Below are 24,355 nucleotides of genomic sequence, written 5' to 3' on the forward strand. Positions count from 1 at the left end.
CGGTATGCTCGCACCGAAACGCAATGCGCTTCAGCAGCTGCTTTTTTTGGCCGGACTTTACGGCCAGTATTTGAAAATATATTTCAAAACGCTGGTTGAATACAGGGCGGATACGCTGATCGCGGTCTTTGCGGGAATCATGACGCAGGGCAGCACGCTTGTCTTCTTGTCAGTGCTGTTTGCGCGCATTCCGAAGCTGGCCGATTGGGACTTTTACGAGCTTGTATTTATTTTTGGGCTTGCCGCGACCGGCAAGGCGCTTAATCAGACGTTTTTTAATGCGCCGTTTTCGCTTACGGGTTATATACGCAGAGGCCAGATGGATGTCATGATGGTGCGGCCTGCCGGCGAGCTTTTTCAAACGATAGGTCAATCGCAGGAGCTGAACGGGGTCGGGCAGCTCGTGACCGGCATCTTTATCATGCTGTATGCGGCTTGGCATCTTGAAACGGAGTGGACGCCTTGGGCGGTGAGCTACGCCGTCATTGCGCTGATCAGCAGCGCGGTTATCCAATTCGCGGTGCTGCTGGCGATCAGCGTAACGTCGTTTTGGGTGCTTGAGGTCAGGTCGATCATCTACCCGGTCAACTGGCTTTATGATTTTACGCGATATCCGCTCGAGATTTTCCATCCGCTGATCCGCGGATTGCTGACCTATGTCGTTCCTTATGCCGTCGGGAGCTTCTTTCCTGCCGCATATTTGCTGCGTCCGGAGCAGTACGCCTGGGCGGGGTGGGCGGTTCCCCTATGCGCCGCGGCCGTCATGCTGCTGTCTTATACGTTTTGGAGGTTCGGGCTAAGAAGATACTCCAGCGTTGCCGGATAGAGGGAGCATTACCGAAAAATCTAACGAAAGCAGTGTGGGCCAGCCCTCTCCCGGGCTGGTTTTTAATTGCCAGGAAATTATGTATGGCTAATTTTGTTGATAACCGGGGACTCCCCCAAATGTACCAGGAATAGGCCGCTAAGGTTTGCGTCACTTTTGGGGATTTGTACATTTGTCATACAGGAACATAAGTTCTATAATAACCTGAGAGGAGCATCCACAATGTGGGAACAGATCCTGATCATGAAAAATCAATTTGTGCGAGGATGAAGACGATGTTTTTAAGATCCCTCGAACTTTTACGAACCGCTGTCGGCGACCCGAACCGTTATCCTTTTTCGATACCGGCTTTGCGTTCTCTGGAATCCATTACTTTTCGAAGCAACGTTACGTTTTTTGTTGGGGAAAACGGCTCGGGGAAATCGACGCTGCTGGAAGCTATCGCCTACCAGTGCGGCTTCAACACGGCGGGCGGCGGGAGAAACAACTACTTTGACGTGGAAGCTTCGCAATCCGCACTGGGGAATGCTATCCGCCTTTCCTGGTTTCCCAAGATTACGAACGGCTTTTTCTTAAGGGCGGAAACCTTCTATCATTTCGCAACCCATATCGACAGCATGCCGGCAAGCTTACAATATTATGGCGGAAAATCGCTGCACGAACAATCGCACGGAGAAGCGTTCCTCTCCCTTTTTAAAAACCGCTTCGGTAAAAAAGCGATCTATTTGCTGGACGAGCCGGAGGCTGCGCTGTCGCCCGCAAGGCAGTTGGCCCTGCTGCGAATTATCAAGAATCTTGAAGCTGAGGCACAATTTATTATTGCTACGCATTCGCCGATTTTGCTCGGATACCCGGATGCGCAAATATTGAATTTCGATAGTCCGCCGATCAGCGAAATCAGGTACGAAGATACGCTGCATTATTTGGTTACCCGACGGTTTCTGGAAAAAAGGCAAGCCGTGTTAAAGGAATTATTCGACGACGAATCGGATTAAAAAAGAGGCGTTAATTTTTCGTATTGAATCGGGCGCTCACTTCGGTTATTGTATATATATTCATTTTTAAGTATAAATATAAAACCAATGAGGTGAGCGTATGCTTTTTGACGGAAAAACCGGCGCTGCCGCTTCGGAACTGCTAAGGCAAGCGAGGAAATCGGTGATGGATGTCGCGGTGCGGCCGGATATTGTGATGGAGCGCGGCGAAGGCATGTACCTTTGGGATACGGAGGGCAATCGATACCTCGATTTTATAGGCGGCTGGGCGGTAAACTGCCTCGGGCACTCTCCTGCCGCAATTCGGGAAGCGCTGCAGCGCCAGGCGGCGGTTTTGGTGAATGCGAGCCCGTCGTTTTACAACAAGCCGATGATTGAGCTCGCAGGGCTGCTGACGGACATTTCCTGCTTCGATAAAGTATTTTTCGCCTCCAGTGGGGCGGAAGCGAATGAGGGCGCAATCAAGCTGGCGAGAAAGCACGGGGTTAAAAACCTCGGCGGCGCCTACGAAATCGTATGCATTGAAAACGGCTTCCACGGACGCACGCTGGCCACGATGTCCGCGACAGGGAAAAAACAGTGGGAGCCGCTTTTTGCCCCGAAAGTTTCCGGATTTCGGCATGTGCCGTTAAACGATTTCGAAGCATGCGCGGCGGCCATTACCGACCGAACTTGCGCCGTTATGCTGGAGCCGGTTCAGGGGGAGGGCGGCGTGCATCCGGCCGACGCCGCGTTTTTGCACCGGCTTCGCCAAATTTGCGACGAACGCGGAATCATGCTCATTTTTGACGAAATCCAGACCGGGATCGGAAGAACGGGGAACATGTTCGCGTACGAGCATTACGGGGTGCAGGCGGATGTGATGACGCTCGGAAAAGGCATCGGCGGAGGGTTTCCTTTATCGGCGCTGCTCGTTAAAGAGAAATTTAATATTTTCGAACCCGGAGATCAGGGAGGGACGTATTCCGGGCAGCCTCTGGCCATGGCCGTCGGCAGTGCGGTCATTCGTGAGGTTGTTCGCAGAGAGCTTCCTCGAAACGCGGATACGCAGGGAAAATATATCGTCGCGGAGTTGCAGCGGCTGGCGAAAAAGCACCCGATAGCGAACATTCGCGGCATGGGCTTGCTGCTGGCATTCGACCTTCCGGCGGGGCAAGGGCCTAATCTGGTTTCGGAGTGCCTGAAGGAAGGTTTGCTGATCAATTCGCCTAATGCGGGAACTATCCGTTTGATGCCGCCGCTCATTGTGGCAAAAGGGGAAATTGACGACATGGTGGAGCGGCTGGATAAAGTTTTGGACAGAACGTCCCCTCTCAGCATTGTCTGTTCTTGAAAAAAGGTCAGCCTGCATACATATAAATAGACAGGCATGGCTTAACGAAAAGTCAGCGCCTCAAGCCCGCGGGCATACTACCTTGTAGACAAAGGTTGGTGTTCAACCGATGGATCATCCCAAGGCGCTATGGAACGCCATCCAAAATCAGGCGGGCAAGGCGCTCGGCGAAGAGTTTTGGCAAGAGATCTCCCGTCTTATTCCGAACCCCGGACCCCGCGTGGACGTTTACCAAACGGCCGAGGAAGTTGTTGTTGTCATAGAGCTGCCTGGGCTGAGATCGCCCGAGTCGATCAAAATGAGCTTGAGCGAGCGGCATCTGCTGCTGAAAGGAGAACTTGCTTTCGATTATCCGGTGGATGAGGAGGAGCTTATCCTGCATGAGCGTTTCCACGGGAAGTTCCAGCGGAAAGTGCTGCTTCCCAGCGATGTCGAGCTCGAGGGGGTTTCCACCGGCTATCGGCAAGGGCTGCTGACCGTTCGTTTCCGCAAAAAACCGATGACCGGCGCACGGCAAATTCCGCTGAACAGCGAAACCTGGGAAACATAAAGCTTCGGGAGGGAAGACGCATGGTGAAAATTATTTTTGGCGATTTGCGCATACAATCGATCTCACAATCGTCCGGCGTATTTTCGGGTGAAAACGAGACGGCCGGCTGGAAGCATTTCAGCAAAACAAACGAAGGGTTCGGGAAAGTGGCCGGCAATGACAATATGCTGGAGTCTAACTATCATTTGGTGCTGGACAACGACTTGTTCGAATTCGTTCAAAAGAAGGATGGGTAACGATGGGGTTCCTGGGATGGTTGGACCGCCGTCATGCGGCTCGCGGGAATGCGGAAAAGATGCTGTACGAACGTTTGCACGGATTGGAAAAAGCGGTGGAGAAGCTGAGCGAAAAAACGGGCGGCCACTCCATTACGATCCAAAACTTGCACGTCCATAATCCGTCGCTGGAGCAGCTGATGTTTCGGCTGGACCGGCTGGATATCGACGAGCTGAGCGGTGCCTTGAATCTCGGCAATAATTTCGGCACGCGGGTGGGGAAGAAGGATAGCGGAACAAAGTCGGAGGAACGTCCGAGCGCCGGGAAAGAACCGGCTGTGCCAAACGAAATCAAAAAAACGCCGGCAGGCTTCAAGTACGAAATTCGCTCGAAGCAGGCCGGCGGCTAAAGGAGGCAAACGTATGGGGAACTCTTTGTTGTCTCCGACATTTGTGATCGGCTACATTCAAATCGGATCCGTCGAGGGGGCTTCCTGCATCAACCTTGGCAACAATTACCCGAGCGGCTTCCAAAGCCATAAAAAGCAAAATCAAGGCTTCGGCACCGTTCACGGGGACGGGAACAGCTTGCGCGAGATCAGGTCGGTGCTCGAGGATAACGATGTGCTGGATGTGCTGGAGCAGTCCGACGCCCGCGTGGCGGAGACGGTCAAATCGTCTTTGTTGGCCTCCGCCTCCGTCACGGCATCGTAAGCCGGCTTCAAATGTTTTGCATGCGGCTGATAGAAGCGGTGTTTTGCAAAACCGGCGAATCGATCAGGTCGTCGTCGAGGATCGTATTCACATTGTTTTTCGATACGTTCAGTCCTTTAAAGCTTCCCGCACCTGCGTTGCTTTTCCCTGTCGAGTTCCAGCCGGGTTGATTGTTGTCACCGACTGCAATCGTGGAATTGGCGGATACGGAATTGACTTCGACCGATTGAAAATGAATATGTTGCGCGGCCGGGGCTGTTTGGTGGTGAATGTATACATCGTGGTCGTCGATCGGGAAATCGATGTGATCGTTGTCAAACACCAGGTTGCAATTGTGATGAATATTTCCTCCGCGGGAGCTGCCGAAGCCGTAGTTATCCTTACGGGTCGTCGTCCAGCCGTATGCCGTATTGTTGCCGATGAAGATGCCTGCTCCCGTATCTACCGAAATGACGGAGATTTTGTTAAACACAACGTTCATCTGTCCGTCCGTCAAGCTCATGGAAATCCCTCCTCAAGATCAGGCGGCTGCAGTGGCTTTTTCCGTTAAGCTATCTGATTTTGTGCGGACGGAATGCTGTCGTTGTCAACGATCGGCGAATCGACTACATCCGAATCGATCATGTTGTTAACGATGTTGGTCACAAAGCTTAATCCGAAAGACTGCATATTGCCGAACATCGTTTTGCCATGCGTGCTCCAACCGGGCTGGTTGTTTTCTCCCACCGCAAGGGTGGCGTCCCGGTTTATCGAATTCACATTGATGGCTACGAAATTGATCGCAAGAGCCATACGTATTCCTCCTGTTTTATACAGACATATGCCTAATTTATTCAGGAGATCTTGTCCGTTGTACTTTATATTTATAAAAATGGGCCTTTATTATCCTTGGTAAAGGAGGTTTATGATCCGGATGAACCAGCCTCAAAAAAAGGAATACCGGCAATGCATACGCTGCCAACAGATGAACGAGCAGACGGACCAGTTTTGCATCCGGTGCGGATCGCCGCTCATCAACCGCTGTTCGGATGAAAAAGGGCTGCTCAGCAAGGGCTGCTTTAAGGAAAATCCACCGGAGGCGGCATTTTGCCGGTTTTGCGGCCAGCCCACCATCTTTAATCAGGCCGGGCTGACCAAGCCGTTTACGGACAGCTGACCGTTAAAAGGCGAATTTGCCGATCAAAGGCATGATGAATTGAAGAGCTCCGATGCCGAGTTTGATGCCGGGCCATAATTTTTGCCAGAAGCCGCCCCCGCCTCCCGCAGCGGCTCCGGCTGCGGGAGCGCCAACGCCGCGGGCGGCGCCGCCTCCTCCAAAAGCTCCGCCCAAACCCCCGCCCAAGCCGCCTAATCCTCCCAAAAGACCTCCGAGCAGTCCGGATACTTGCGCCTGCATGCCCCGGGCTTTTTGGCGTTTGTTCGACGAAGCCGGCAGCTTTCGGTCCGACCGGTAGGCGCTGCTCAGCACAATTTCCCCGTTTTTCACCTCGTTTAAATACCCCGCATAGCAGGTTCCGTCCTGATGCACCACCAGAACGGGATGCCCCGTCCATTTGGCTGCTTCTTTTTCCATCATACGTTTGGCCTTACCAGGCATGGAATCACGTCCTTGTCTTAATAAATAATTCTGAATAATATATGCCTGGCCGCCGCGAAATTCCTGTGCGGGCTGTCCGTTTCGGCATATTCGCGGAGGCGGTTTTGAAGGAATCGCGATATTCCCAGCGAATATATATGAATTGGAAGCGTTATCCAGCGGTGTGGTCCGATGTGTTGATCAGCCCGTATTACGATCAGAATGAAAGCTTTGTCACCTATTGGGCGTGCTGCGAGGTGGAAAGCGCACCCGAAGACGAAGGGGAGACCGGGAACGGTTATCCGCATCCGCTGCCCGAAGGAATGCACACCATTACGCTGCCTGCGAGGACTTACGCGATGGTCGTTTGCACGAACCGGACGATCGGCGAAGGTTATCGCGAGCTGCACGATTGGATGAAAAGGATGGGTTACTCGAAAGCCGATCGGGCGTGTTCCATCGAGAAGTTTTACATCGATGAATCGGAGGGAGAGGGGGCAGCGCAAAGTGAAGAACGGGTCGAGATTTTAATCCCGATCAAGCCGAATCCGGGAGAAGCGCTGGTGGAGCGGATCGATGCCGTGTTTTTGCCGGTACGGGACTTGGAGGAGTCGGTCGCGTGGTATCGGGATGTGTTCGGTTTCAAGCTGCGCTGGCAAAACAAGCGGATGGCCGGGCTTGCCGTAGGCCCCAATTGCGGCTTTCATCTCGTGAAGGTGCGCGATTGGGAGCCGAGCGAGCAGTATACGCCGCTGAACTTTGCCACACGTGATGCGGAAGCCGCGCGCGCAAAGCTGAAGGAGAAGAAGGTGCGCCTGTCGGATTGGCGTCCGGGCGAGCCGGTGCGGTTCGATTTTTGGGACAACACCGGCAATATCATCAGCTTGATTCAATTATAGCGGGGAGCAGAAGGGATACTGCCCGCGGAAAAAAGCCGCTTTGCGGCGCTTGGCCGGGAAACGCGGGTTTCCGGCCAAGGCCGGGAGCGGCTTTTTTTTACCCGGATTATTATGCGAGCGGCAGCTTTCTCCCGAAAAATACGGCGAAATCGAGGTTTTTGTACATGCAGTCCACATCCGAAAAGCCGGCTTCCTCCATCCATGCGATTTGATCGCTTACCTTGGCGTTGATGTCGACCTTTCTTCTTTCGATCGACGCGTCGATCGCCTGCTGAGACAGTCCGCTTTCATGGATGGCGGCAAGCCAGCGGCGCCGGTAAACTTGGTCGGTATAAGCGCTGTTCCCCTGACACTGGTCGGCATTAACGAAAATGCCGCCTTCGCGCAGAAACTTATAAATGGTCGCAAACAGCTGCCTTTTGGCCGGGTGCGTCAAATGATGGATCGACAGAGAGGAGATCACGATGTCGTAAGTCTCGGAAAATGCAAAATCGGAATAATCTCCGACGACGTATTTCACGTTGCCCGCGCCGCGAAAACGTTCGCGGGCGCCTTCCAGCATTTTGTCGCTCAAGTCCATAAGCGTCAGGCTCGCGTTCGGATATTTTTGCAAAACCATGCCGGAAAACAGTCCTGTTCCTGCTCCAAGGTCGATGATGCGGGGGGCGGGAGATTCGCTTTCCACCAATGACAGCGCCGTGCCGTAAAAGTCGTCAAAGCAAGGGATCAGTTGTCTTCGCTGGCGGTCATAATCCCGGGCTACGGCATCAAACAGCTTTTTTACGGAAGAGTCCATGTTATTCGCTCCTTCATTTGGATGATTTCCTTCAGTGTATCGGTTGAACGTCGATAAGTTAAATATATAAAATATATAAATTTTATAGGTATTACCTATATACGCATGTGTCGGCATAGGTATTATGAAAGCGTTAATATTTTAAAAAAACAGGAAGGAGTTGTAAGAAAAGATGTAGAATTGTAGGGGAGGGCAAAATATGCCGAATTATATCGAATTATGACGTTTCAATAAGAGCGATATGGAGGGATATTGATGAAAAATTGGCCGCTTCGCATCAAATTAATGATTGGTTTTTTGGCAGTGATGGTGCTTTTCGTGTCGGCTGAGGCCGTCAGCATCGTTTATTTGCGGGACATTAAGGCGAGCATCGCGCTGCAAAATCAGCGAACGGCCGACGAGAATACCGCGGAAGCGTTAAAAAGCGACATCGGGGAGCTGTACAGTAACCAAGCCGATGTTATCATCAATGAAAGCGAGAAGGCGGCGGCGGAATTCCGTGAAAACTCGCAGGCGTTCAAGCAACATCTGCAAGATTTGCAGGCCAGCGTCGACACCCCGGAGGAGAAAGAATGGTTTAAGGGCTTGTCGGATAAAGGCGATAAATATTTAAAAAACTTCGACGCTGTAATGGCGGTATATCAAAAAAGGAGCAGCTATACCGCGAAGCAGCTAAGCGACGAGTACAAGCGGATCGACAACGAAACCGACACGTACAAGCAGGCGATGTTCGATGCGATCGATAAGCTGATCGGCTCTTACGAAAAGGAACGGAAAGCTGCCGCGGACAATCTGGAGAGGGAAATGGCCGACACGATCGCGTTTACGATCGCGATATGCGCCGGGGCTGCGGTGTTCGGGGGATTGATTTTCTTCGGGTTCGGCACCTATTTGGTCCGGTCGGTCCGCGAGGTTGTCCTGTTTGCGGAGCGGGTGGCGCAGGGCGATTTGACCGGACAGCTGCGCCCGCGATCGGGCGATGAAGTGGGCCGGCTTACCGAGAGCATCAATTCGATGGTCGACAAATTAAAGCATTTGATTCGCCGGGTGAACGAGCAGGCCAATATGGTCGCCGCTTCCTCGGAGCAGATGGACGCCAGTGCCGCCCAATCGGTGCAGATGATCCGGCAAATCTCCGGCTCCATCGAGCAGGTTGCGGCCGGGGCTCAGGCACAAGAACGGTCTGCGGAGGAAGCGTCTCGCGCGATGGAGGAAATGGCCGTCGGGGTGCAGCGCGTCGCCGAGCGGTCCGGCGTCGTATCGGAGCTGTCGCTGGATGCATCGGAAAAGGCAAAACACGGAAACGCGTCGATCCGGCAGGTAGTAAGCCAGATGGAAACGATCGATTCGGCGATCAATCAGGTGTCCGACACCGTTAACCTGCTAGGAGAACAAACACGGGAAATTGTGCAAATCATCGATATGATCTCCGGCATTTCGACGCAGACGAACCTGCTTGCGCTTAACGCGTCCATCGAAGCGGCACGGGCGGGAGAGCACGGACGCGGCTTTGCCGTCGTAGCCGGCGAGGTGCGCAAGCTCGCCGAGCAAACCGGCGAATCGGCCCAGCGGATCGCCGGCATCGTGGAAGCGATCGGCGCTCAAGCCGAGGAAGCGGTTCGGGCTATGGCCTCCGGCCAAGCGGAGGTGCGCGTCGGCATAGACGCCGTGCGCGATACGGGGGGCCGCTTCGAAGAAATTATGGCTTCCGTGCTGGAGGTGTCCGATCAAATTACCGATATGTCGTCCGTCGCCGAACAAATGTCGGCCGGGGCGCAGCAGGTAGCCGCCTCCGTGATCGAGCTGTCGGATATTTCACGCCGGACATCCGGCATTACCCAGGAGGTCGCGGCTGCATCGGAAGAGCAGCTCGCCACTTTGGAGGATATGGCGTCCGCTTCGCGCCATTTAAGCGGCATGGCTACGGGGCTGCAGGAAGCGGTGGGCAAGTTCAAAGTATAGTTTTTTTGCTTTTCCGCAAACCGTTTGGACATGCGCGCCGTTTACTTTGAGGTCGATGTTTGGGTAAACTGAAGATAAGACGCGCAAAGGAGGCCATCATCGTGGCGGAGAAGCAGCAAACTTCATCGAAACCGCCGGGTAAATCCGGCTACAAACAGGCAAGAAAGGAACTGAGGCAGAAAGAGCAAAAACGGATGCGCACCATCATGTGGACGACGGGGATCGTCGTGGTGCTGCTGATCGTGGCCGCCATCGCGTTTTTACCGAAGCAGGCCCCGCTCGAATTCGCTTACGACAAATATCCGGTCATGGGCAAACCCGACGCGCCGGTGAAAATCGTCGAATACGGCGACTACAAGTGTCCGTCGTGTAAAGTATTCAGTCAGCAAATCGCCCCGCAGCTGAAAAAAGATTACGTCGATAAGGGACTCGTTTCCCTCTATTTTGCCGATTTTACGATCATCGGGCCGGATTCCGTAACGGCGGCGCTTGCAGCGCATTCGATTTTTCATCAGAACAACGAAGCTTATTGGCAATTTTACGATGCGATTTATAAAAATCAGCCGGATGAAAAGCTGCCGTGGGCGACCCCGGACTATTTGACGGGCCTCGTGAAGCAGCTCAATCTGCCGATCGATTTCGGCAAGCTGCAGCAGGATATCGCGTCCAAAACGTACGCCTCCGAAATCGACGCAAGCAACGCATTGGCGCGGAAAACCGGCGTTACCGGCACGCCGACGCTTTTTATCAACGGGAAAAAGTTCGAAAACGTGTTTGATTACAACGCGCTGAAAGCCGCGATCGACCAAGCCGCCAAAGGTGCAGGGCAATGACCGGCGAGGGAAGCTTGTTGCGGCTGATCAGGCAATATGCCTTATATTTGGCATGGGTCGTCTCGCTCATCGCAACCGGCGGCAGCCTGTTTATGAGCGAGGTGCTCGGCTATATTCCATGCAAGCTGTGCTGGCTGCAGCGGATCTGCATGTACCCGCTGGTCGTTTTGCTCGGCAGGGCGAGTTATTTGAACGACCGTAAACAGATCGGGTACGTGCTGCCCTTAAGCATCATCGGAGGCTGCATTTCGCTGTACCACTATGCGGAGCAAAAAATTCCCGGCTTCGCGAAGCTTCTGCCCTGCACCGCCGGGGTGCCCTGCAATGTGGATTATTTGGACTGGTGGGGCGTCGTTACGATCCCGCTGCTCGCTCTCATCGCATTCGTGCTGATTACCGTCATTTTGCTGATCGGCAGGGATGGGGCGCGGGAAGCGGAGGAGGAGTAGCCGGTTGCTGTGAAAAGCGCCGATGTCACGGTATAATACCGATATTGTATTTTATAACGACCTGCTAAAGGTTTAACACGAAGCAGCGGCAGTCCCGGACGAAAATCAAAGTCCCGGACTGCCGCCGCTGTATAGTGGAGCGGTTTAAACTTATATACCGGTCCAGACATCTTTGGCATAAATTCCGTTTGACTGAAGAGCCGACAGCCATTTTTCGGCTTGCCGGTCATCAACCTTATGCACGGATTGATAAGCTTTCTTTATCCCGCTTTCTACATCGGGAGCCATTTTACTGCCGTCTCCGCATACGTAAAGCCGTCCTCCGCCGTCCAAAATGCGGATTATTTCCGCGGCATTTCCCGCCATCAAATGCTGCACATAAGTTTTGGGCACGCCTTCCTTGCGCGAAAAAGCGATATGAAGCGTAACCAGCCCGTCTCTTTCATATTGCTCCAGCTCTTCGCGGTAAATATAATCCGCTTCGTTCCTGCAGCCGAAGTAAAGATGGGCTTCGCCGAGCGAGGCTCCTTCCCGCTTCAATGCAGCACGTGCCTGCAAAAAACCGCGGTAAGGCGCTACCCCCGTTCCTGCGCCTACCATGATGACAGCGGTTTGCGGATCTTCAGGAAGCTGAAACCCGGATTCCGGCGTGCGGACGAACATGACGATGTCTTCGCCGGACATACGTTCAGCCAAGTAATTCGAAGCAAATCCACGGTATTCGCCTCGTCCGCTCCAAGCTTGGCCGCGGACTACCCCCACCGTAATGCCGGCTCGTTTTGCGTTCATCCGCGGGGAACTGGATATCGAATAATATCTCGGCTTAAGCGGAGGCAGCAGCTCCAGAAATTTCTCAAACGGAATTTCGCATGCTTCGTATTTTTCAATAAGATCAAGCATCGAGACGCGTTTTTTCAGTATTTGCTCCTCATATGTGCCTTCATGGAGTAAAGCTTCCAGTTCGCGCTTATGCGGGGGACAAACCGTAAAAGCGGCGGCTTCGCGTATTTGCGCCCGGGTCGCCGCCTCCTGCACCTCAACGCTGTGGCTAAGCAGGTCAAACAGAGATACGGGCCGATCCAAAGGCAGATGGGAGCTGCTTACTCCGCTTGCCGTCAATATTACCTGATCGTTTCCATTCAAACCGAACCGCCGTATAATGCGGCCTACAGTTTCCTTGCTGTTACTTGGAAAAACACCAAGATGATCGCCCTCCCGATACGCCACGCCCTCGGGCAGTTCGATCTCGATATGCCGCGTGCTTCGCTCGCTGCCGGGCTGCTGAAGCTCGCGATTGTCCGCGACGGTCGCATGAAACGCCTCGTACGACTCGGCGAGAGGAGTCTCCGCAAGGCCGCTGACAAACTGAATGTTCAGCGTGCTCCGTTCCTTTTCCGCATTTTCGTTCAGTTTTAAATCGAACGTCTTCATCGCATCGGTCCACATTTGCTTTTTCCATGCTTCAAGCTGCTTTTCGAAGTCTCCGCTCGCATCGGCCTCCCCGCGCAGAGAGAAACGGGTCGCTCCTTTTTCGGCGAGCTTCTCGTCGATGAATCTCGGCACCTCTTGATAAGTAGCGGCCCAGTTACGATCCCCGCAGCCGAACACGGCATAAGTAACCCCTTGCAGCTCGCCCGGTTCGACCTGCTCCAGCCATTGCACGAACTGGCGCGCATTGCCGGGCGGTTTGCCGTTATAGGAAGAAGTGATGATCAATAAAGCACCTTCCTTCGGCAAATGGCCGAGCCGATCGTTAAGCGGCGCCGCTTCGCTGCGGATGCCGTGCAAGCGGGCGAGGTCGGCCAGCTCTTTGGCAATACGTTCTGCAGTTCCCATATTGGAGCCGTACAGAACGAGCAGCGGTCTGTTATTCACTCCGATGACGGAAGCTTTTCGTGCCCGATTTTCGAGAGCGGGGGTATTGGCCATGTTTTCATCCGGTTTGGCTGCGTACGGATCGGGTATTTTCTTGTCCCGCAATTGAATGCGTATCTTAAAGTCATCCGGCTTCAGAGTCAACGTTTGTTTGACCTTCAGCTGATAGTTCATATGATCGATCAGCTGAAATCGCTGCAGGATCATTCCGAGAACCAAAGTCGCTTCGTGAAGGGCGAACTGCATGCCGATGCAAGCCCGTTGTCCGTTTCCGAAAGGCTTATACGCATGGTTGGGAATTTTGCCGGGGTCCTCAAACCGCTCCGGCCGGAACTGCTCGGCATCATCCCCCCAGGCTCCTTTATCCCGATGAAGCTTTGGCAAAATAATGGAAACGGCTTCCCCTTTGCGAATCGGATATTTGCCTCCGATCAAGGTGTCTTCCTTGGCGAAAAGACTGAATTGGGGAGCGGTCGGCCATAGACGTACCGATTCGTTTAAAATCATTCGTATATATTTAAGGTTCAGCACCTGTTCATACGTCGGAAGAGGGCCTGTCAGCACTTCATCCACTTCTGCGTAAGCCTTTTTTAAAACCTCGGGGTGTTTCAATAAATAATAAATCGTAAACGACAGCAGTCCGCTCGTCGTTTCATGGCCGGCTATCAAGAAGGTAATAATTTGATAACGAATATTTTCGTCATCCAGCCGCTCCCCGGTTTCCGGATCTTTGGCCGTCAGCATCCTGGCAAGCAAATCGGTTTCTCCCTGATCCCCTCCGGCTTTACGCTCAGCTATAATTTTATCGACCAACGAGAACATCGATTGAATGTCCCGCTCGTACTGCCGTTTTGTTTTAATCATCAGCGCATTTTGAATCGGCAGCCTGTTGCCGTAATGCATCGCTTCGTCCAGCGCACGAACCATACTCACGATAAACGGATTCGGCGTTTCTCTGTAATAGCTGTTGAAGCGGTAGTTGAATCCGCATAAGCCGATCGTGTCCAGTGTCAGTCTTGTCATATCGTCCGGCACGTCGATACTTTCGTCCGGATTCAAACGCGACCATTTTTGTACAAGCTGCGCAGCGATGTCCACCATCATGTCATGATATCCTTTCATGGCCTGCAGGCTGAAGGAGGGCATCAGGATGTTGTGCGCTTTTTTCCAATTCGGTTCTTCGGTTAAACTGGTGAATAGCCCGTCTCCGGCAAAATCGCGCACTTTCAGCAAATGTCCGATGGCTTTGTCAAAACGCGACTCGTCGCACACATCGGCCACAAGATCGGGGCCGGAGACGATAAAAACGGATCTTCCAAATGCCTCGAACCGATATATCGGACCGAACTCGTCGGCAAGCTTGCAGAAAGATAAAGTGGGCGAATCTTTATCGATTAATGGGATATTCCCGAGAACACCGTATGTTTTGGGCTGGGGGATCGGCATTGGTCGTTCCATAAAAAAACTCCTCTGCGTTTCTAAATTTTCCCCAATAGGATTAACTTTCCGATTAATAAAAATACAGGGCCGGCTTATAGACAACGCCTATGAACGATATTCCCAAAATATATTTTACGAACGGAGCGTAAAGGTTCATAATACATGTAAAGCTTTCCATCCATTCGCGAGGTGATCGAAATGGGAAAACAATTCGAAGCCATGCTCCCCGAGCATGAGCGGTTTATCCGGCGGCAAAACCTGTTTTTTGTCGGCTCCGCGCCGGCGGAAGGCCACGTCAATCTTTCCCCGAAGGGGCACGACGTGCTGCGCGTCTTTTCGCCGACGGAGGTGGCCTACCTGGATCTGACCGGCAGCGGCAACGAGACGAGCGCACATTTGAAGGACAACGGCCGGATCACGCTGATGTTCGTCGCTTTCGAAGGCGCTCCGATGATATTGCGGCTTTATGGAACGGGCCGCGTCGTTTTGCCCGGGACGCCGGAATGGGATGAGCTTATTCCGCATTTTGAGCTGCTTCCCGGCGCACGGCAAATCATTTACGCAAAGATTCATGCGGTCAAAACGTCATGCGGCTACAGCGTGCCGTTTTTCTCCTATACCGGCGAGCGGGATACGCTGCGGAAATGGGCGGAGGTCAAAGGCGAAGAGGAACTGGTCGCGTACCGCAAGCAAAAAAATGCCGTCAGCATGGACGGCATCGTAACTCCGCTTGGAGAACTGCTTGGAGCACGGGAGTGAGCACGCGATGTATCCGGATAACGAACGCATTTCAAACATACGCAGCGCCGGTACAGACAAGCTTGTCCGGCTTCCGGACGGAACCATGGTGCCTGGACTCGGTCAAGGCACCTGGTTTGTAGGGGACGACCCTTCTCGAAGGCAGCAGGAAATCGCCTCGCTGCGGCTCGGCATCGAACTCGGCATGACGCTTATCGACACGGCGGAAATGTACGGCGACGGGCGGGCCGAGTCCTTGGTCGGGGAAGCGATCCGGGGTGTCAGGGACCGCGTGTTCCTCGTCTCCAAAGTATACCCGCATAACTCGGGGCGGGGGCGCATTGAAAAAAGCTGCGAAAACAGCTTGCGGCGTCTGAAGACGGACCGGCTCGACCTGTACCTGCTGCACTGGAGGGGCAGCGTTCCGCTCGGTGAAACGGTGGAAGGCCTGGAACGTCTCGTTCAGCAAGGAAAAATAGCGCGCTGGGGCGTTTCGAATTTCGATACGGACGATATGAAGGAGCTTTTCGGGCAAGCCAAGGGCACGGGCTGCGCGACTAACCAGGTGCTGTACCACCTTGGCTCCCGCGGCATCGAATACGACCTGCTGCCTTGGCAGCGGCAGCATCGCATGCCGATCATGGCGTATTGTCCGCTGGCCCAGGCAGGCTCCTTGCGCAGAGGTTTGGTCGAACACGCGGCGGTGCAGCAGGTTGCGGAAAGGCATAACGCCACGACATTTCAAGTGCTGCTTGCATGGTGTATCCGCAGCCGGGATGTTATCGCGATTCCGAAAGCGGCAGAGCAGCGGCATGTGCTGGAAAATGCCGAGGCCATCAAGCTTCAATTGACGGAGGATGACCTCGCCATGCTGGACGGAGCTTTTCCGGCGCCGCGAAGAAAAATTCCGCTTGATATCGTATGAATGGAGGCCATTTTGTGAAAAAAGTGATCATGACTTTCCCCGAAGGCAGGCATAAAGCGGTCACGATGAGCTACGACGACGGCAGGGCGGCCGACCGCAGGTTAGTCGATATTTTTAACAGGAACGGGATCAAAGGGACGTTTCACATCAACTCGGGGATGCTTGGGGAGGGCGACCGCATTCCCGCCGAAGAAATCGCCGGGCTTTACAAGGGTCATGAAGTATCGGCGCATACGGTAACTCATCCGACGATCGCGCGATGCCCGAAGGAACAAATCGTGGATGAAATTTTTGAAGACCGAAAAAATCTGGAGAGCATCGTCCAAAACACGGTCAGAGGACTTTCGTACCCGAACGGCTCCTACAACAGGGAGATCAAGGAAATGCTGCCCTATCTCGGCATCGAATACGCCCGTGTCGTGCAGAGCACCGGAGGCTTCGGATTGCCTGACGATTTGCACGAATGGAAGCCGACGTGTCATCATAATCGCGATCTGATGAAGCTTGCGGAGGAGTTCGTAGAGCTCCATAAGCGCCAGTACTTGTATTTGATGTATGTGTGGGGACACAGCTACGAGTTCGATAACGACAACAATTGGGACTTGATCGAACGGTTTTGCGAATTCATCGGGGGACGCGAGGATCTTTGGTACGTGACGAACATCGGGTTCGTCGATTATGTGAAAGCGTTCCGGCAGCTGCACTTCTCCGCCTCCCGCGACTTCGTGTACAACCCCTCCGCAACCCCGGTGTGGTTGGTGGCGGACAACGAGCTGTTTGTCGTGAAAGCGGGCGAGCAGGTTCAGCTTGGATAAACCGGCCGCCTCGGGCATAATGGTTGGACATCTCTTTCAAATCGCGCTGGCGATGAGGAAGAGGTGTCTTTTTTGTTCCGGGAATCGATGCGCGGAAGATTTTACGGCTCTGGGCTATTTCGCTAGAGCTTTCGGTCTCGTGTTTTCGATAATCCATCTTGCGAGCATGGCGGCCGCGATGTAAAAAAGGAAAGAATAGCTTAGATGCCAGCTGTGCAGCCGGTAGAAGCCGAGTTTGATGAACAGCGTTTCACCGACAAGCGTGTTGAACGCGGCTAAGATCACATTGGCGAATAAAAACGTTCTCCAAGTTGCTGTAAGCTGATATACCACCATTAATGAACAGGGCACTAACGTGTAATCGGCAGGAAACATGGGCGGAATCATTTGGAACAGCTTATCCGGGTAACTCCACCATATTAGATCGGTACCTATATTATCCAGAGTGATGGCCATGATACCGGTTAACAGACCATACAACAAGATCTCGTGAATTCTCTTCTTATCCGAAATTTTCCACCAAATAAACCAGGGGATAACGGACAATGCAAGCTGAAGCCACCACTTCCAGGACAAAAAATCATCATGCAGCCAATGCTGGTAAGACAATTCGGTAAGCTGCTCCCTTGCTTTCATGACATCGTCAAAAGACGGATAAGATTTGCTCATGCGGCGGTCTCCCGGTAATCAGCGATTGTTTGTTTAATATTCCCAATTGTAGGCTGTTTCATAATGATGGAATCGGATATAACGAAAAAACGGGTTTTGCATCGGAATTTACAAAATCTAAATACTGTTTTGACAATAACTTGCATCTTCTTTTACACGGTTTTTACAAAACGGGTCTATTCTTAAAAATGAAAGCGAATTTACTAGGATAATAGAGAGGAACGTGACTATGAAACATCGTATGAAAAAACTTCTTGTACCCGTGATGGGCCTCGCGCTGCTCGCTCCCTCAGTAATGCCCGGCACTGCCGCCGCCGCCGACAATGTGACCGTGAGATCCGTGGAATTTATCGGCATGCCGGCTCCGGCTACTCCGGATGAGATGGCAAGGCTTTACACGACCGCTTCGCTTCAGGTTGCGTACAGCGACGGGTCGGTCCGTTCGTTTCCTTTGACATACAAAACGCTTTTCAAATCGACCGATTCCATTAACGGCACGGTTGCAGGCGTTGCGGTAGATGTGAACGGCAAGCCGATCATGGACACCAGCGTTCCGGGCAATCCGGTTCCGTTCGTATCCGATGACCCTGACTCCAACAGCCTGATGGCGATTCCCGGACAAAAACCGACGAGTTTGGGCGGCAACCCGCTTTCTCTTGTCACCCATTTCGAATATGTTACCAACAACAACGCGGGCAAATCCGCTTATGGCGTCGTTCCTGCGTCGATGAGTCTGACCACGATCGACCAGAATAAAAAGACCGGCGAGCTGAAGGCCGCCGATCTGAAAAAAATCGATTTTTCCGCCGTTGACGGCTTGTGGATTCCTTGTAACGGCTCCCTGACTCCTTGGAATACTCATCTGGGTTCCGAGGAATATGAAGCCGACGCCCGCGCATACGAAGCCGACCCGACGCAAACTTACGTAGGCCCGTTTGCGAAGGCTTACTATCAGGACGACAATGCCGTAGGAAACCCTTACGCATACGGTTACTTACCTGAAGTCACGGTCAATGCGGACGGCACGACGACGGTTGCCAAGCATTACAGCATGGGCCGTTTCTCGCATGAGCTCGGCAAAGTGGCGCCCGATCAAAAAACCGTCTTCTTCGGCGACGACGGCGGTTACACGATGCTGTTCATGTATGTGGCCGATAAAGCGCAGGATTTGTCCGCGGGTACGCTCTATGCAGCAAAATTTACCCAGACGGCGGACGATGCAAACGGCGGAGCCGGCTCCCTTCAATGGATTAACCTGGGGCACGCGACCGACGCCGAAATCGCCGATTACGTCAAGCAAGGCTTGAAATTCAGCGATATGTTTGAAACCGCAGATAAAGATACGGACGGCTTCACGAAAATCAAAACGTATCCGAGCGGCAAAATGGAATGGCTGAAGGTGAAGCCGGGTATGGAAAAAGCGGCTGCGTTCCTCGAATCGCGCCGTTACGCTGCAATCCAGGGCGCCACATCCGAGTTTAACAAGATGGAAGGCGTTGCTGCGAACGCGAAAGACAAGAAAATCTACGTCGCCATGTCTTATTTGGAAAAATCGACGGAAGCGGATGCCAAAGGCGCCGATCCGGTTGACGACATTCATTTGAAAAAAATCAGAGCCGGCGTCGTTTACGAGCTTGCATTGCAGGGCGGACAGAAGGATGCGGAAGGCAACACGATTAACAGCGAATATGCCGCAACGGCCATGACAGGGCTCGTAGCGGGTAAGGATTTGGCCCAGCCGGACTGGAAAGGAAATACCGCAGACGATAATCTGATCGGCAACCCGGACAACCTCTCTTATTCGGAAGATCTTCGCACGCTCTTTATCGGCGAAGACAGCGGCATGCATGCGAACAACTATGTGTGGGCTTATCAAATCGATACCAAGAAATTGTCGCGCATTTTGACGACTCCGGCCGGGGCTGAAGCGACGGGGCTTCAGGATGTGGACAATTTGAACGGGTTCCGTTATATCATGAGCAACATCCAGCACCCGGGCGACGAAATGATATTGCCGGACGCTCTCAAAGCTCAGGTAGAGCCGTTAATCAACAAGTACTGGGACAATAAACGTTCCGGTTCCGTAGGATACATCAGCGGCGTTCCGACTATGGAGCAGATGGTCGCTTTGAAGGATACGGACAATACGCTCAGCCAGCTTCGCGACGAGGCGGAAAAGAAAGGCGCGAAGGTAACCTGGAACGAAGCGGACCGCAGCGTAACGATCACCAAGGGAACGAATACGATGACCGTCAAAATCGGCGAAGCTATCGCCAAAGTCAATGGCCAGGATGTCAAACTCGCAAATGCGGTGAAGATTGAAAACGAGAAGGCCGTATTCCCGACCGAAACTTTGATGAACTTCTTGAACAAGTAAAAGTTCTGCTCGGATAAAGGGAGAAAGACCATTGGAGCCCGATGACCAGCTCTTTTGGTCTTTCTCTCATTATTAGCCGATAATAGGCATTATTAACCATTGGGAGACATCAGGACATGCGTTTAAAAAAATGGTTGGTCGTCATCGGGTGCATAGCCGTTATTTCCGCGTATAGCGGTTTGGTTTATGCACACGGAGGACATATCGAAACGGCTGGCACGGAGGCTGAGGAAGGGGCGCTGCAGGTCACGGTAAACGGGGCGTTGGCGGAAGGCGAAGCTTCCATCAGCAGCGATTTATCGGAGCTTTACGTTCCGGCGAGGAGCGTCGCCGAAGCGCTTGGCGCCCAGGTCAATTGGGACGCAGAGCATCAAGCCGTATTGATCAATACGCAGACATTCCCGGGCATGTCCGAGGATCATGGCATGCATCATCAGGATTTGCGCACTTCGCATATTTCCGTCGTGTTTGAAAACCGGGTAGTGACTACCGATTTGGAGCCTTTGATGATGAACGGGACGCTGATGGTTTCCGCTCGGACGATCGAAAGCATCTTTCCGGCCACGGTGAAATTCAATACCGCTGCCCATAAAGTGGAAATCACAACCCCGGATGCCGCGAAGCAGTTCCAAGAGGAAGAAGCGGCCGTTCGCGATGCGCTGAACGGCAAAGGCATGGCGCCGCATATTGCCGCCGATGGGGCGAAAGAATTTACGCTGACCGCCGAGCTGCACGCCTGGTCGCCGCTTAGCGGCGTGCTAACGACGGCCTGGACGTATAACGGGCAAGTGCCGGGGCCGGTCATTCGCGTGACCGAAGGCGACCATTTGCGCATTACTCTGGTCAATAAGCTGCCGGAGCCAACGACGATTCATTGGCACGGCATGCAATTGCCGAATGCGATGGACGGGGTGCCGGGCCTCACGCAAAAATCCGTTGCTCCCGGACAATCGTTCGTTTACGACTTTGTAGCCGGACATCCGGGCACGTATATGTATCATTCGCATTACGACGATATGAAACAGATCGGCAACGGCATGTACGGAGCGCTGATCGTCGATCCCAAGCAGCCGGATGCCGGTCCGCAATATGACCATGACTACACGATGATGATAAGCGGCTTTCAAATCAACGCCGCGGACGAGGAAAAGGATTATTTCACCATCAACGGCCGGAGCTATCCCGATACGCCTTCCATCGAAGTGAAGAAAGGCGACAAGGTCAGGATCAGGCTCATTAACATCGATACGACGGATGTGCATACGATGCACCTGCACGGCATGGATTTCCAGGTCGTCGAAAAGGACGGCCATCCGGTGCCGCAGCCGCAGACGATGAACACCGTGCTCATCGGCCCGGGGGAAAGCTACGATATTGCATTTACCGCAGATAATCCGGGAACATGGATGCTTCACTGCCACATTCTCGACCATACGATGAACGGCGGCGAAATGTCGCACGGCGAGATGGGCGGACTCATCACTTTGGTGAAAGTCTCGGAGTAATTGTCCACCGCCTCGATTACTGCAAAAGTTCGGACACGGTAACGAGGCGGTATCCTTTTTCCTTCAAGGTTTGAATCAGTTGCGGGAGTGCCTTGACCGTGTTGCTCAGGTTGCCGTGTTTGCCGCCGGCGCAGTGCTGCAGAATGATTGCTCCCGGCTTTATCTCTTTTTTCACCGTCTCGACGATCTTCTCGGAGGAAACTCCTTCCCAGTCTCTCGTATCTACGGACCAATTGACGATCTTGTGGGATTTTTCCGCGTAATCGGCGACCTGCTGGGACAGCGCTCCGTAAGGCGGGCGTACGAAAGCAGGGGCGTGGCCGGTGTAGCTTTTGATGACCTCGTCGGTCTTATCGATTTCGTCCTCCAGCTGCTGCTGGTCCAATTTGGTCAAATCGACGTGATCCCACGAATGGTTGCCGATCTCATGCCCTCCATCGACAATACGCTTCATCGCTTCCTTATGGGCGGCTGCGTGTTCCCCGGTGACGAAGAAGGTGGCGACAACGTCGTTTTTCTTTAAAATGTCCAAAATTTGGTATGTATATTTGGCGTCGGGCCCGTCGTCAAAGGTGAGGGCTACTTTTTTCTCCGTCCGTTTGCCCGAATAGATGACGTGTTCTTTCGCGTTAAAAACGGCGACCTCTGCGGTGCTTGCCAGAGGCATCGCTTCTGCGGTGTCGCCCCGGTCGGCCGATACGTGACTGACGGCTGCGTCCTGATGGTTCGGTACCGGAACGACGGCCGTGCCGGTTAGCGGTACGGGTTCAACCGGCATCGGTGCCGCGGACGGATTGTTTTCCGCGCAGCCGGCAAGCAGACCCGCCAGCATGATGATGACTGCGAGCTTATGCATGTTTACCACTTCTTTCTGATCTCGTAGTCACATTATAATAGATTTGCCGTCTTTTGTCGTGACGTAAGACAAGCTGTCGAAAAATAAAATTGGCAGGTAAAAAAATAAAAGGACCGAGGGGATGCCTCGATCCTTTTTTCGCGATACGTCGCCGCCTCCATTCAGGCTAACCTATGAGCGTGTCGATCCGCACTTTCTGTCCGGTCCGTGCGCTTTGGACGGCGCCGAACACCATCGCCACGCTTTTCAGATTGTCCGAGCTGTCCGTTTCCGCCGGGCGCCCTTCCATTAGAGCGGCGAATATATCGTCGAAGCAGCCGTCATGCCCTTCCCGGCCGTTCCATTCCCTGGAAGGCGAGACCTGCGTATGGGCGCGCATAAAGCTTCCTTCCTGCTGCTCCGCCGCAGCGACGCTGCAGTACGGGGCGCCATGGCCGTCCCAGATTCCCGTACCCTTGGAGCCGACGACCCTCCAGTCAGCCTGCCAGGAGGTGTGGGCTCCTTCGGCGCACCATGAGCCGTTGTAGGTGAACACGGCGCCGTTCGAGAACTCGAAGATGCATGCGGCCGCTGCGTTTCCGCGGTACCAGGAGCCCTTCGGGTTGAATTCGTGGCAGTAGACGGATACGGGATCGGCCTGTAGCAGAAAGCGGGCTTGGTCGAATGTGTGGATCGCCATATCGATCAGAAGCGGACTGTCCATCGCCTCCCGGAATCCTCCGAAGTGCGGACCGAGGAAGAAGTTCGCAGTCACATACCCGGGCTCGCCGATGACGCCATCCTCCAGCATCCCGCGCAGAGCTCGCAAGTTTTTGTCAAACCGGCGGTTTTGCATGACCGCGTAGCTTTTGCCGGAAGCCCGTACAAGCTTTGCCACCTCCACCGCATCCTCCATCGTCACCGCCATCGGTTTCTCGCCGATGACGCTGCACCCGTGCCGTACCGCTGCGGTCACAACCTGCTTGTGAACTTCGGGAATCGTCACGTCAAAAACGAGATTGGCCCCGGTTGCGCGGATGGCTTCCTCCGCATCCGTAAAACCGCGGCAGGCGAGATTATGCCTTTGGATCATGGCTTCCGCCGCCTCCGGACGGATGTCGACGCAGGCGACAATCTCCGCATCTTCCCGGCTCAGAGCGTATTTGACCCACCGCGACGCCATATTGCCGCATCCGACCAGCACGATGCGGAATGGTTTGCCGTCCGGCGCGGTTGTTTCGTGGTTCATCGCTTATCCTCCTCGTGCGATACGTCTAGGAATGCTGCTTTGCCTTGATGGTCTCCAGCGGCTTGTAATTGCCGTACACCGGCTTCGGCCGGCCCGTAGGCGCAGCCCATTCCACGGCGTTGCGGATCACTCTGCGCACCTGCGGATTGAAGTAGGTAGGATACGTTTCGTGCCCCGGGCGGAAATAAAAGATTTTGCCCTGTCCGCGATGGAACGTGCAGCCGCTGCGGAACACTTCGCCGCCTTCGAACCAGCTGACGAAAACAAGCTCATCCGGCTGCGGAATATCGAAGTGCTCCCCGTACATTTCTTCCCTGTCCAGCTCGATATATTCGCCGATGCCCTCGGCAATCGGATGCCCCGGGGATACGACCCACAGACGTTCCTTTTCATCGGCTTCCCGCCATTTGAGGTTGCAGGTCGTGCCCATCAGCATTTTGAAAATTTTCGAAAAATGCCCGGAATGCAGCACGATCAACCCCATCCCGTCCAAAACCCGCTTGTGCACGCGATCGACGATTTCGTCGCTCACTTCTTTGTGCGCTTTATGCCCCCACCAGATCAGTACGTCGGTGCTTGCCAGCTTCTCCTCGGTGAGCCCGTGCTCGGGTTCGTCCAGCGTGGCGTAACCGATGGCAAAATCACCCTCAATCCCTTCTCCGATGGCGCGATGAATCCCGTCCGGATAAACGGAGCGCACCTTTTCACTCGTTTGCTCATGGCGAAACTCGTTCCATACCGTAACGCGAATAGGTTGACTCATTGCTATTCCTCCTCTC

Annotated in this window: 26 protein-coding genes; 17 read left to right on the forward strand and 9 right to left on the reverse strand. The window is 53.6% G+C overall.

Annotated features, from left to right (window positions below; translation table 11 throughout):
* Positions 1-4: 4 nt before the first annotated feature.
* From MYS68_RS04145 to MYS68_RS04175, 7 genes are all read left to right on the forward strand, one after another.
* Positions 5-826, forward strand: coding sequence for an ABC transporter permease (locus tag MYS68_RS04145; RefSeq protein WP_248924611.1), 822 nt, complete (start codon positions 5-7; stop codon positions 824-826).
* Between the two features lie 275 nt (positions 827-1,101).
* Entirely contained in the window at positions 1,102-1,821 is a 720-nt protein-coding gene (locus tag MYS68_RS04150; RefSeq protein WP_248924612.1) for an AAA family ATPase, read from the forward strand.
* Between the two features lie 100 nt (positions 1,822-1,921).
* Positions 1,922-3,154, forward strand: a complete 1,233-nt coding sequence (locus tag MYS68_RS04155; RefSeq protein ID WP_248924613.1) for an aspartate aminotransferase family protein — start codon at positions 1,922-1,924, stop codon at positions 3,152-3,154.
* 109 nt (positions 3,155-3,263) lie between these two features.
* A complete protein-coding gene (locus MYS68_RS04160) occupies positions 3,264-3,704 on the forward strand; it encodes an Hsp20/alpha crystallin family protein (protein ID WP_248924614.1) in 441 nt (146 codons plus the stop codon).
* Positions 3,705-3,724: 20 nt separating this feature from the next.
* Positions 3,725-3,940 carry a hypothetical protein gene (locus tag MYS68_RS04165; RefSeq protein WP_248924615.1) on the forward strand — a complete coding sequence of 72 codons (216 nt, stop codon included), beginning with the start codon at positions 3,725-3,727 and terminating at the stop codon, positions 3,938-3,940.
* Between the two features lie 2 nt (positions 3,941-3,942).
* On the forward strand, positions 3,943-4,329 hold the full coding sequence (locus MYS68_RS04170; RefSeq protein ID WP_248924616.1) for a hypothetical protein: 387 nt from the start codon (positions 3,943-3,945) through the stop codon (positions 4,327-4,329).
* Between the two features lie 13 nt (positions 4,330-4,342).
* The gene (locus tag MYS68_RS04175; RefSeq protein WP_248924617.1) at positions 4,343-4,633 is read left to right on the forward strand and encodes a hypothetical protein; all 291 of its coding nucleotides are present in this window, start codon (positions 4,343-4,345) and stop codon (positions 4,631-4,633) included.
* A gap of 7 nt (positions 4,634-4,640) precedes the next feature.
* On the opposite strand, the gene MYS68_RS04180 is transcribed toward MYS68_RS04175, so the two are convergent.
* Together MYS68_RS04180 and MYS68_RS04185 are read right to left on the reverse strand one after the other, a co-directional pair.
* Entirely contained in the window at positions 4,641-5,135 is a 495-nt protein-coding gene (locus tag MYS68_RS04180; RefSeq protein WP_248924618.1) for a spore germination protein, read from the reverse strand.
* Between the two features lie 44 nt (positions 5,136-5,179).
* Positions 5,180-5,425: a hypothetical protein gene (locus MYS68_RS04185; RefSeq protein WP_248924619.1), complete on the reverse strand. Its 246-nt coding sequence runs from the start codon at positions 5,423-5,425 to the stop codon at positions 5,180-5,182.
* A gap of 121 nt (positions 5,426-5,546) precedes the next feature.
* Here MYS68_RS04185 and MYS68_RS04190 point away from each other — a divergent pair, with 121 nt between their 5' ends.
* Positions 5,547-5,789 (forward strand): hypothetical protein, encoded by a 243-nt coding sequence (locus MYS68_RS04190; protein WP_248924620.1) that lies wholly within the window; start codon positions 5,547-5,549, stop codon positions 5,787-5,789.
* Positions 5,790-5,792: 3 nt separating this feature from the next.
* On the opposite strand, the gene MYS68_RS04195 is transcribed toward MYS68_RS04190, so the two are convergent.
* A complete protein-coding gene (locus tag MYS68_RS04195; RefSeq protein WP_248924621.1) occupies positions 5,793-6,230 on the reverse strand; it encodes a hypothetical protein in 438 nt (145 codons plus the stop codon).
* A gap of 104 nt (positions 6,231-6,334) precedes the next feature.
* Here MYS68_RS04195 and MYS68_RS04200 point away from each other — a divergent pair, with 104 nt between their 5' ends.
* Entirely contained in the window at positions 6,335-7,108 is a 774-nt protein-coding gene (locus tag MYS68_RS04200; protein ID WP_248924622.1) for a GyrI-like domain-containing protein, read from the forward strand.
* A 109-nt stretch (positions 7,109-7,217) separates the two neighbouring features.
* On the opposite strand, the gene MYS68_RS04205 is transcribed toward MYS68_RS04200, so the two are convergent.
* Complete coding sequence (locus MYS68_RS04205) at positions 7,218-7,904, reverse strand: class I SAM-dependent methyltransferase (RefSeq protein ID WP_248924623.1); 687 nt, start codon at positions 7,902-7,904, stop codon at positions 7,218-7,220.
* A 255-nt stretch (positions 7,905-8,159) separates the two neighbouring features.
* Here MYS68_RS04205 and MYS68_RS04210 point away from each other — a divergent pair, with 255 nt between their 5' ends.
* From MYS68_RS04210 to MYS68_RS04220, 3 genes are all read left to right on the forward strand, one after another.
* A complete protein-coding gene (locus MYS68_RS04210) occupies positions 8,160-9,866 on the forward strand; it encodes a methyl-accepting chemotaxis protein (protein ID WP_248924624.1) in 1,707 nt (568 codons plus the stop codon).
* Between the two features lie 101 nt (positions 9,867-9,967).
* Entirely contained in the window at positions 9,968-10,699 is a 732-nt protein-coding gene (locus MYS68_RS04215; RefSeq protein WP_248924625.1) for a DsbA family protein, read from the forward strand.
* Positions 10,696-11,148 carry a disulfide oxidoreductase gene (locus MYS68_RS04220; RefSeq protein WP_248924626.1) on the forward strand — a complete coding sequence of 151 codons (453 nt, stop codon included), beginning with the start codon at positions 10,696-10,698 and terminating at the stop codon, positions 11,146-11,148. The genes MYS68_RS04215 and MYS68_RS04220 overlap by 4 nt, the downstream gene beginning before the upstream one ends.
* A gap of 150 nt (positions 11,149-11,298) precedes the next feature.
* On the opposite strand, the gene MYS68_RS04225 is transcribed toward MYS68_RS04220, so the two are convergent.
* Positions 11,299-14,481 carry a bifunctional cytochrome P450/NADPH--P450 reductase gene (locus MYS68_RS04225; protein ID WP_248924627.1) on the reverse strand — a complete coding sequence of 1,061 codons (3,183 nt, stop codon included), beginning with the start codon at positions 14,479-14,481 and terminating at the stop codon, positions 11,299-11,301.
* Positions 14,482-14,661: 180 nt separating this feature from the next.
* On the opposite strand from MYS68_RS04225, the gene MYS68_RS04230 reads away from it, so the two are divergent.
* Genes MYS68_RS04230 through MYS68_RS04240 form a run of 3 tightly spaced genes read left to right on the forward strand, consistent with a single transcriptional unit; the run spans position 14,662 to position 16,941 of the window.
* Positions 14,662-15,222, forward strand: coding sequence for a pyridoxamine 5'-phosphate oxidase family protein (locus MYS68_RS04230; RefSeq protein WP_248924628.1), 561 nt, complete (start codon positions 14,662-14,664; stop codon positions 15,220-15,222).
* Between the two features lie 7 nt (positions 15,223-15,229).
* A complete protein-coding gene (locus MYS68_RS04235; protein ID WP_275983424.1) occupies positions 15,230-16,126 on the forward strand; it encodes an aldo/keto reductase in 897 nt (298 codons plus the stop codon).
* A gap of 14 nt (positions 16,127-16,140) precedes the next feature.
* Positions 16,141-16,941, forward strand: coding sequence for a polysaccharide deacetylase family protein (locus MYS68_RS04240; protein ID WP_248924629.1), 801 nt, complete (start codon positions 16,141-16,143; stop codon positions 16,939-16,941).
* Between the two features lie 114 nt (positions 16,942-17,055).
* Here MYS68_RS04240 and MYS68_RS04245 read toward each other — a convergent pair whose 3' ends face one another.
* Positions 17,056-17,610, reverse strand: coding sequence for a CBO0543 family protein (locus tag MYS68_RS04245; RefSeq protein WP_248924630.1), 555 nt, complete (start codon positions 17,608-17,610; stop codon positions 17,056-17,058).
* Between the two features lie 229 nt (positions 17,611-17,839).
* Between MYS68_RS04245 and MYS68_RS04250 the strand changes: the two genes are divergently transcribed.
* A complete protein-coding gene (locus tag MYS68_RS04250) occupies positions 17,840-19,987 on the forward strand; it encodes an alkaline phosphatase PhoX (protein ID WP_248924631.1) in 2,148 nt (715 codons plus the stop codon).
* Positions 19,988-20,103: 116 nt separating this feature from the next.
* Positions 20,104-21,492: a multicopper oxidase domain-containing protein gene (locus MYS68_RS04255; protein ID WP_248924632.1), complete on the forward strand. Its 1,389-nt coding sequence runs from the start codon at positions 20,104-20,106 to the stop codon at positions 21,490-21,492.
* 16 nt (positions 21,493-21,508) lie between these two features.
* Here MYS68_RS04255 and MYS68_RS04260 read toward each other — a convergent pair whose 3' ends face one another.
* The 3 genes from MYS68_RS04260 to MYS68_RS04270 all read right to left on the reverse strand — a co-directional run bounded on the left by MYS68_RS04260 (position 21,509) and on the right by MYS68_RS04270 (position 24,339).
* The gene (locus MYS68_RS04260; RefSeq protein WP_248924633.1) at positions 21,509-22,348 is read right to left on the reverse strand and encodes a polysaccharide deacetylase family protein; all 840 of its coding nucleotides are present in this window, start codon (positions 22,346-22,348) and stop codon (positions 21,509-21,511) included.
* 166 nt (positions 22,349-22,514) lie between these two features.
* Entirely contained in the window at positions 22,515-23,576 is a 1,062-nt protein-coding gene (locus tag MYS68_RS04265; protein WP_248924634.1) for a Gfo/Idh/MocA family protein, read from the reverse strand.
* Between the two features lie 25 nt (positions 23,577-23,601).
* On the reverse strand, positions 23,602-24,339 hold the full coding sequence (locus tag MYS68_RS04270; RefSeq protein WP_248924635.1) for a ThuA domain-containing protein: 738 nt from the start codon (positions 24,337-24,339) through the stop codon (positions 23,602-23,604).
* Positions 24,340-24,355 lie beyond the last annotated feature (16 nt).

Origin of the sequence: Paenibacillus hamazuiensis, from assembly GCF_023276405.1 — a bacterium.
Classification (GTDB): domain Bacteria; phylum Bacillota; class Bacilli; order Paenibacillales; family NBRC-103111; genus Paenibacillus_AF; species Paenibacillus_AF hamazuiensis.

Coding starts and splice junctions, on each gene's coding strand:
- MYS68_RS04155 (WP_248924613.1), top strand. CDS start 1,922: ATGCTTTTTGACGGAAAAACCGGCGCTGCCGCTTCGGAACTGCTAAGG.
- MYS68_RS04210 (WP_248924624.1), top strand. CDS start 8,160: ATGAAAAATTGGCCGCTTCGCATCAAATTAATGATTGGTTTTTTGGCA.
- MYS68_RS04250 (WP_248924631.1), top strand. CDS start 17,840: ATGAAACATCGTATGAAAAAACTTCTTGTACCCGTGATGGGCCTCGCG.
- MYS68_RS04205 (WP_248924623.1), bottom strand. CDS start 7,904: ATGGACTCTTCCGTAAAAAAGCTGTTTGATGCCGTAGCCCGGGATTAT.
- MYS68_RS04245 (WP_248924630.1), bottom strand. CDS start 17,610: ATGAGCAAATCTTATCCGTCTTTTGACGATGTCATGAAAGCAAGGGAG.
- MYS68_RS04255 (WP_248924632.1), top strand. CDS start 20,104: ATGCGTTTAAAAAAATGGTTGGTCGTCATCGGGTGCATAGCCGTTATT.
- MYS68_RS04225 (WP_248924627.1), bottom strand. CDS start 14,481: ATGGAACGACCAATGCCGATCCCCCAGCCCAAAACATACGGTGTTCTC.
- MYS68_RS04170 (WP_248924616.1), top strand. CDS start 3,943: ATGGGGTTCCTGGGATGGTTGGACCGCCGTCATGCGGCTCGCGGGAAT.
- MYS68_RS04190 (WP_248924620.1), top strand. CDS start 5,547: ATGAACCAGCCTCAAAAAAAGGAATACCGGCAATGCATACGCTGCCAA.
- MYS68_RS04195 (WP_248924621.1), bottom strand. CDS start 6,230: ATGCCTGGTAAGGCCAAACGTATGATGGAAAAAGAAGCAGCCAAATGG.
- MYS68_RS04180 (WP_248924618.1), bottom strand. CDS start 5,135: ATGAGCTTGACGGACGGACAGATGAACGTTGTGTTTAACAAAATCTCC.
- MYS68_RS04160 (WP_248924614.1), top strand. CDS start 3,264: ATGGATCATCCCAAGGCGCTATGGAACGCCATCCAAAATCAGGCGGGC.
- MYS68_RS04230 (WP_248924628.1), top strand. CDS start 14,662: ATGGGAAAACAATTCGAAGCCATGCTCCCCGAGCATGAGCGGTTTATC.
- MYS68_RS04265 (WP_248924634.1), bottom strand. CDS start 23,576: ATGAACCACGAAACAACCGCGCCGGACGGCAAACCATTCCGCATCGTG.
- MYS68_RS04185 (WP_248924619.1), bottom strand. CDS start 5,425: ATGGCTCTTGCGATCAATTTCGTAGCCATCAATGTGAATTCGATAAAC.
- MYS68_RS04150 (WP_248924612.1), top strand. CDS start 1,102: ATGTTTTTAAGATCCCTCGAACTTTTACGAACCGCTGTCGGCGACCCG.
- MYS68_RS04175 (WP_248924617.1), top strand. CDS start 4,343: ATGGGGAACTCTTTGTTGTCTCCGACATTTGTGATCGGCTACATTCAA.
- MYS68_RS04145 (WP_248924611.1), top strand. CDS start 5: ATGCTCGCACCGAAACGCAATGCGCTTCAGCAGCTGCTTTTTTTGGCC.
- MYS68_RS04220 (WP_248924626.1), top strand. CDS start 10,696: ATGACCGGCGAGGGAAGCTTGTTGCGGCTGATCAGGCAATATGCCTTA.
- MYS68_RS04270 (WP_248924635.1), bottom strand. CDS start 24,339: ATGAGTCAACCTATTCGCGTTACGGTATGGAACGAGTTTCGCCATGAG.
- MYS68_RS04235 (WP_275983424.1), top strand. CDS start 15,230: ATGTATCCGGATAACGAACGCATTTCAAACATACGCAGCGCCGGTACA.
- MYS68_RS04165 (WP_248924615.1), top strand. CDS start 3,725: ATGGTGAAAATTATTTTTGGCGATTTGCGCATACAATCGATCTCACAA.
- MYS68_RS04260 (WP_248924633.1), bottom strand. CDS start 22,348: ATGCATAAGCTCGCAGTCATCATCATGCTGGCGGGTCTGCTTGCCGGC.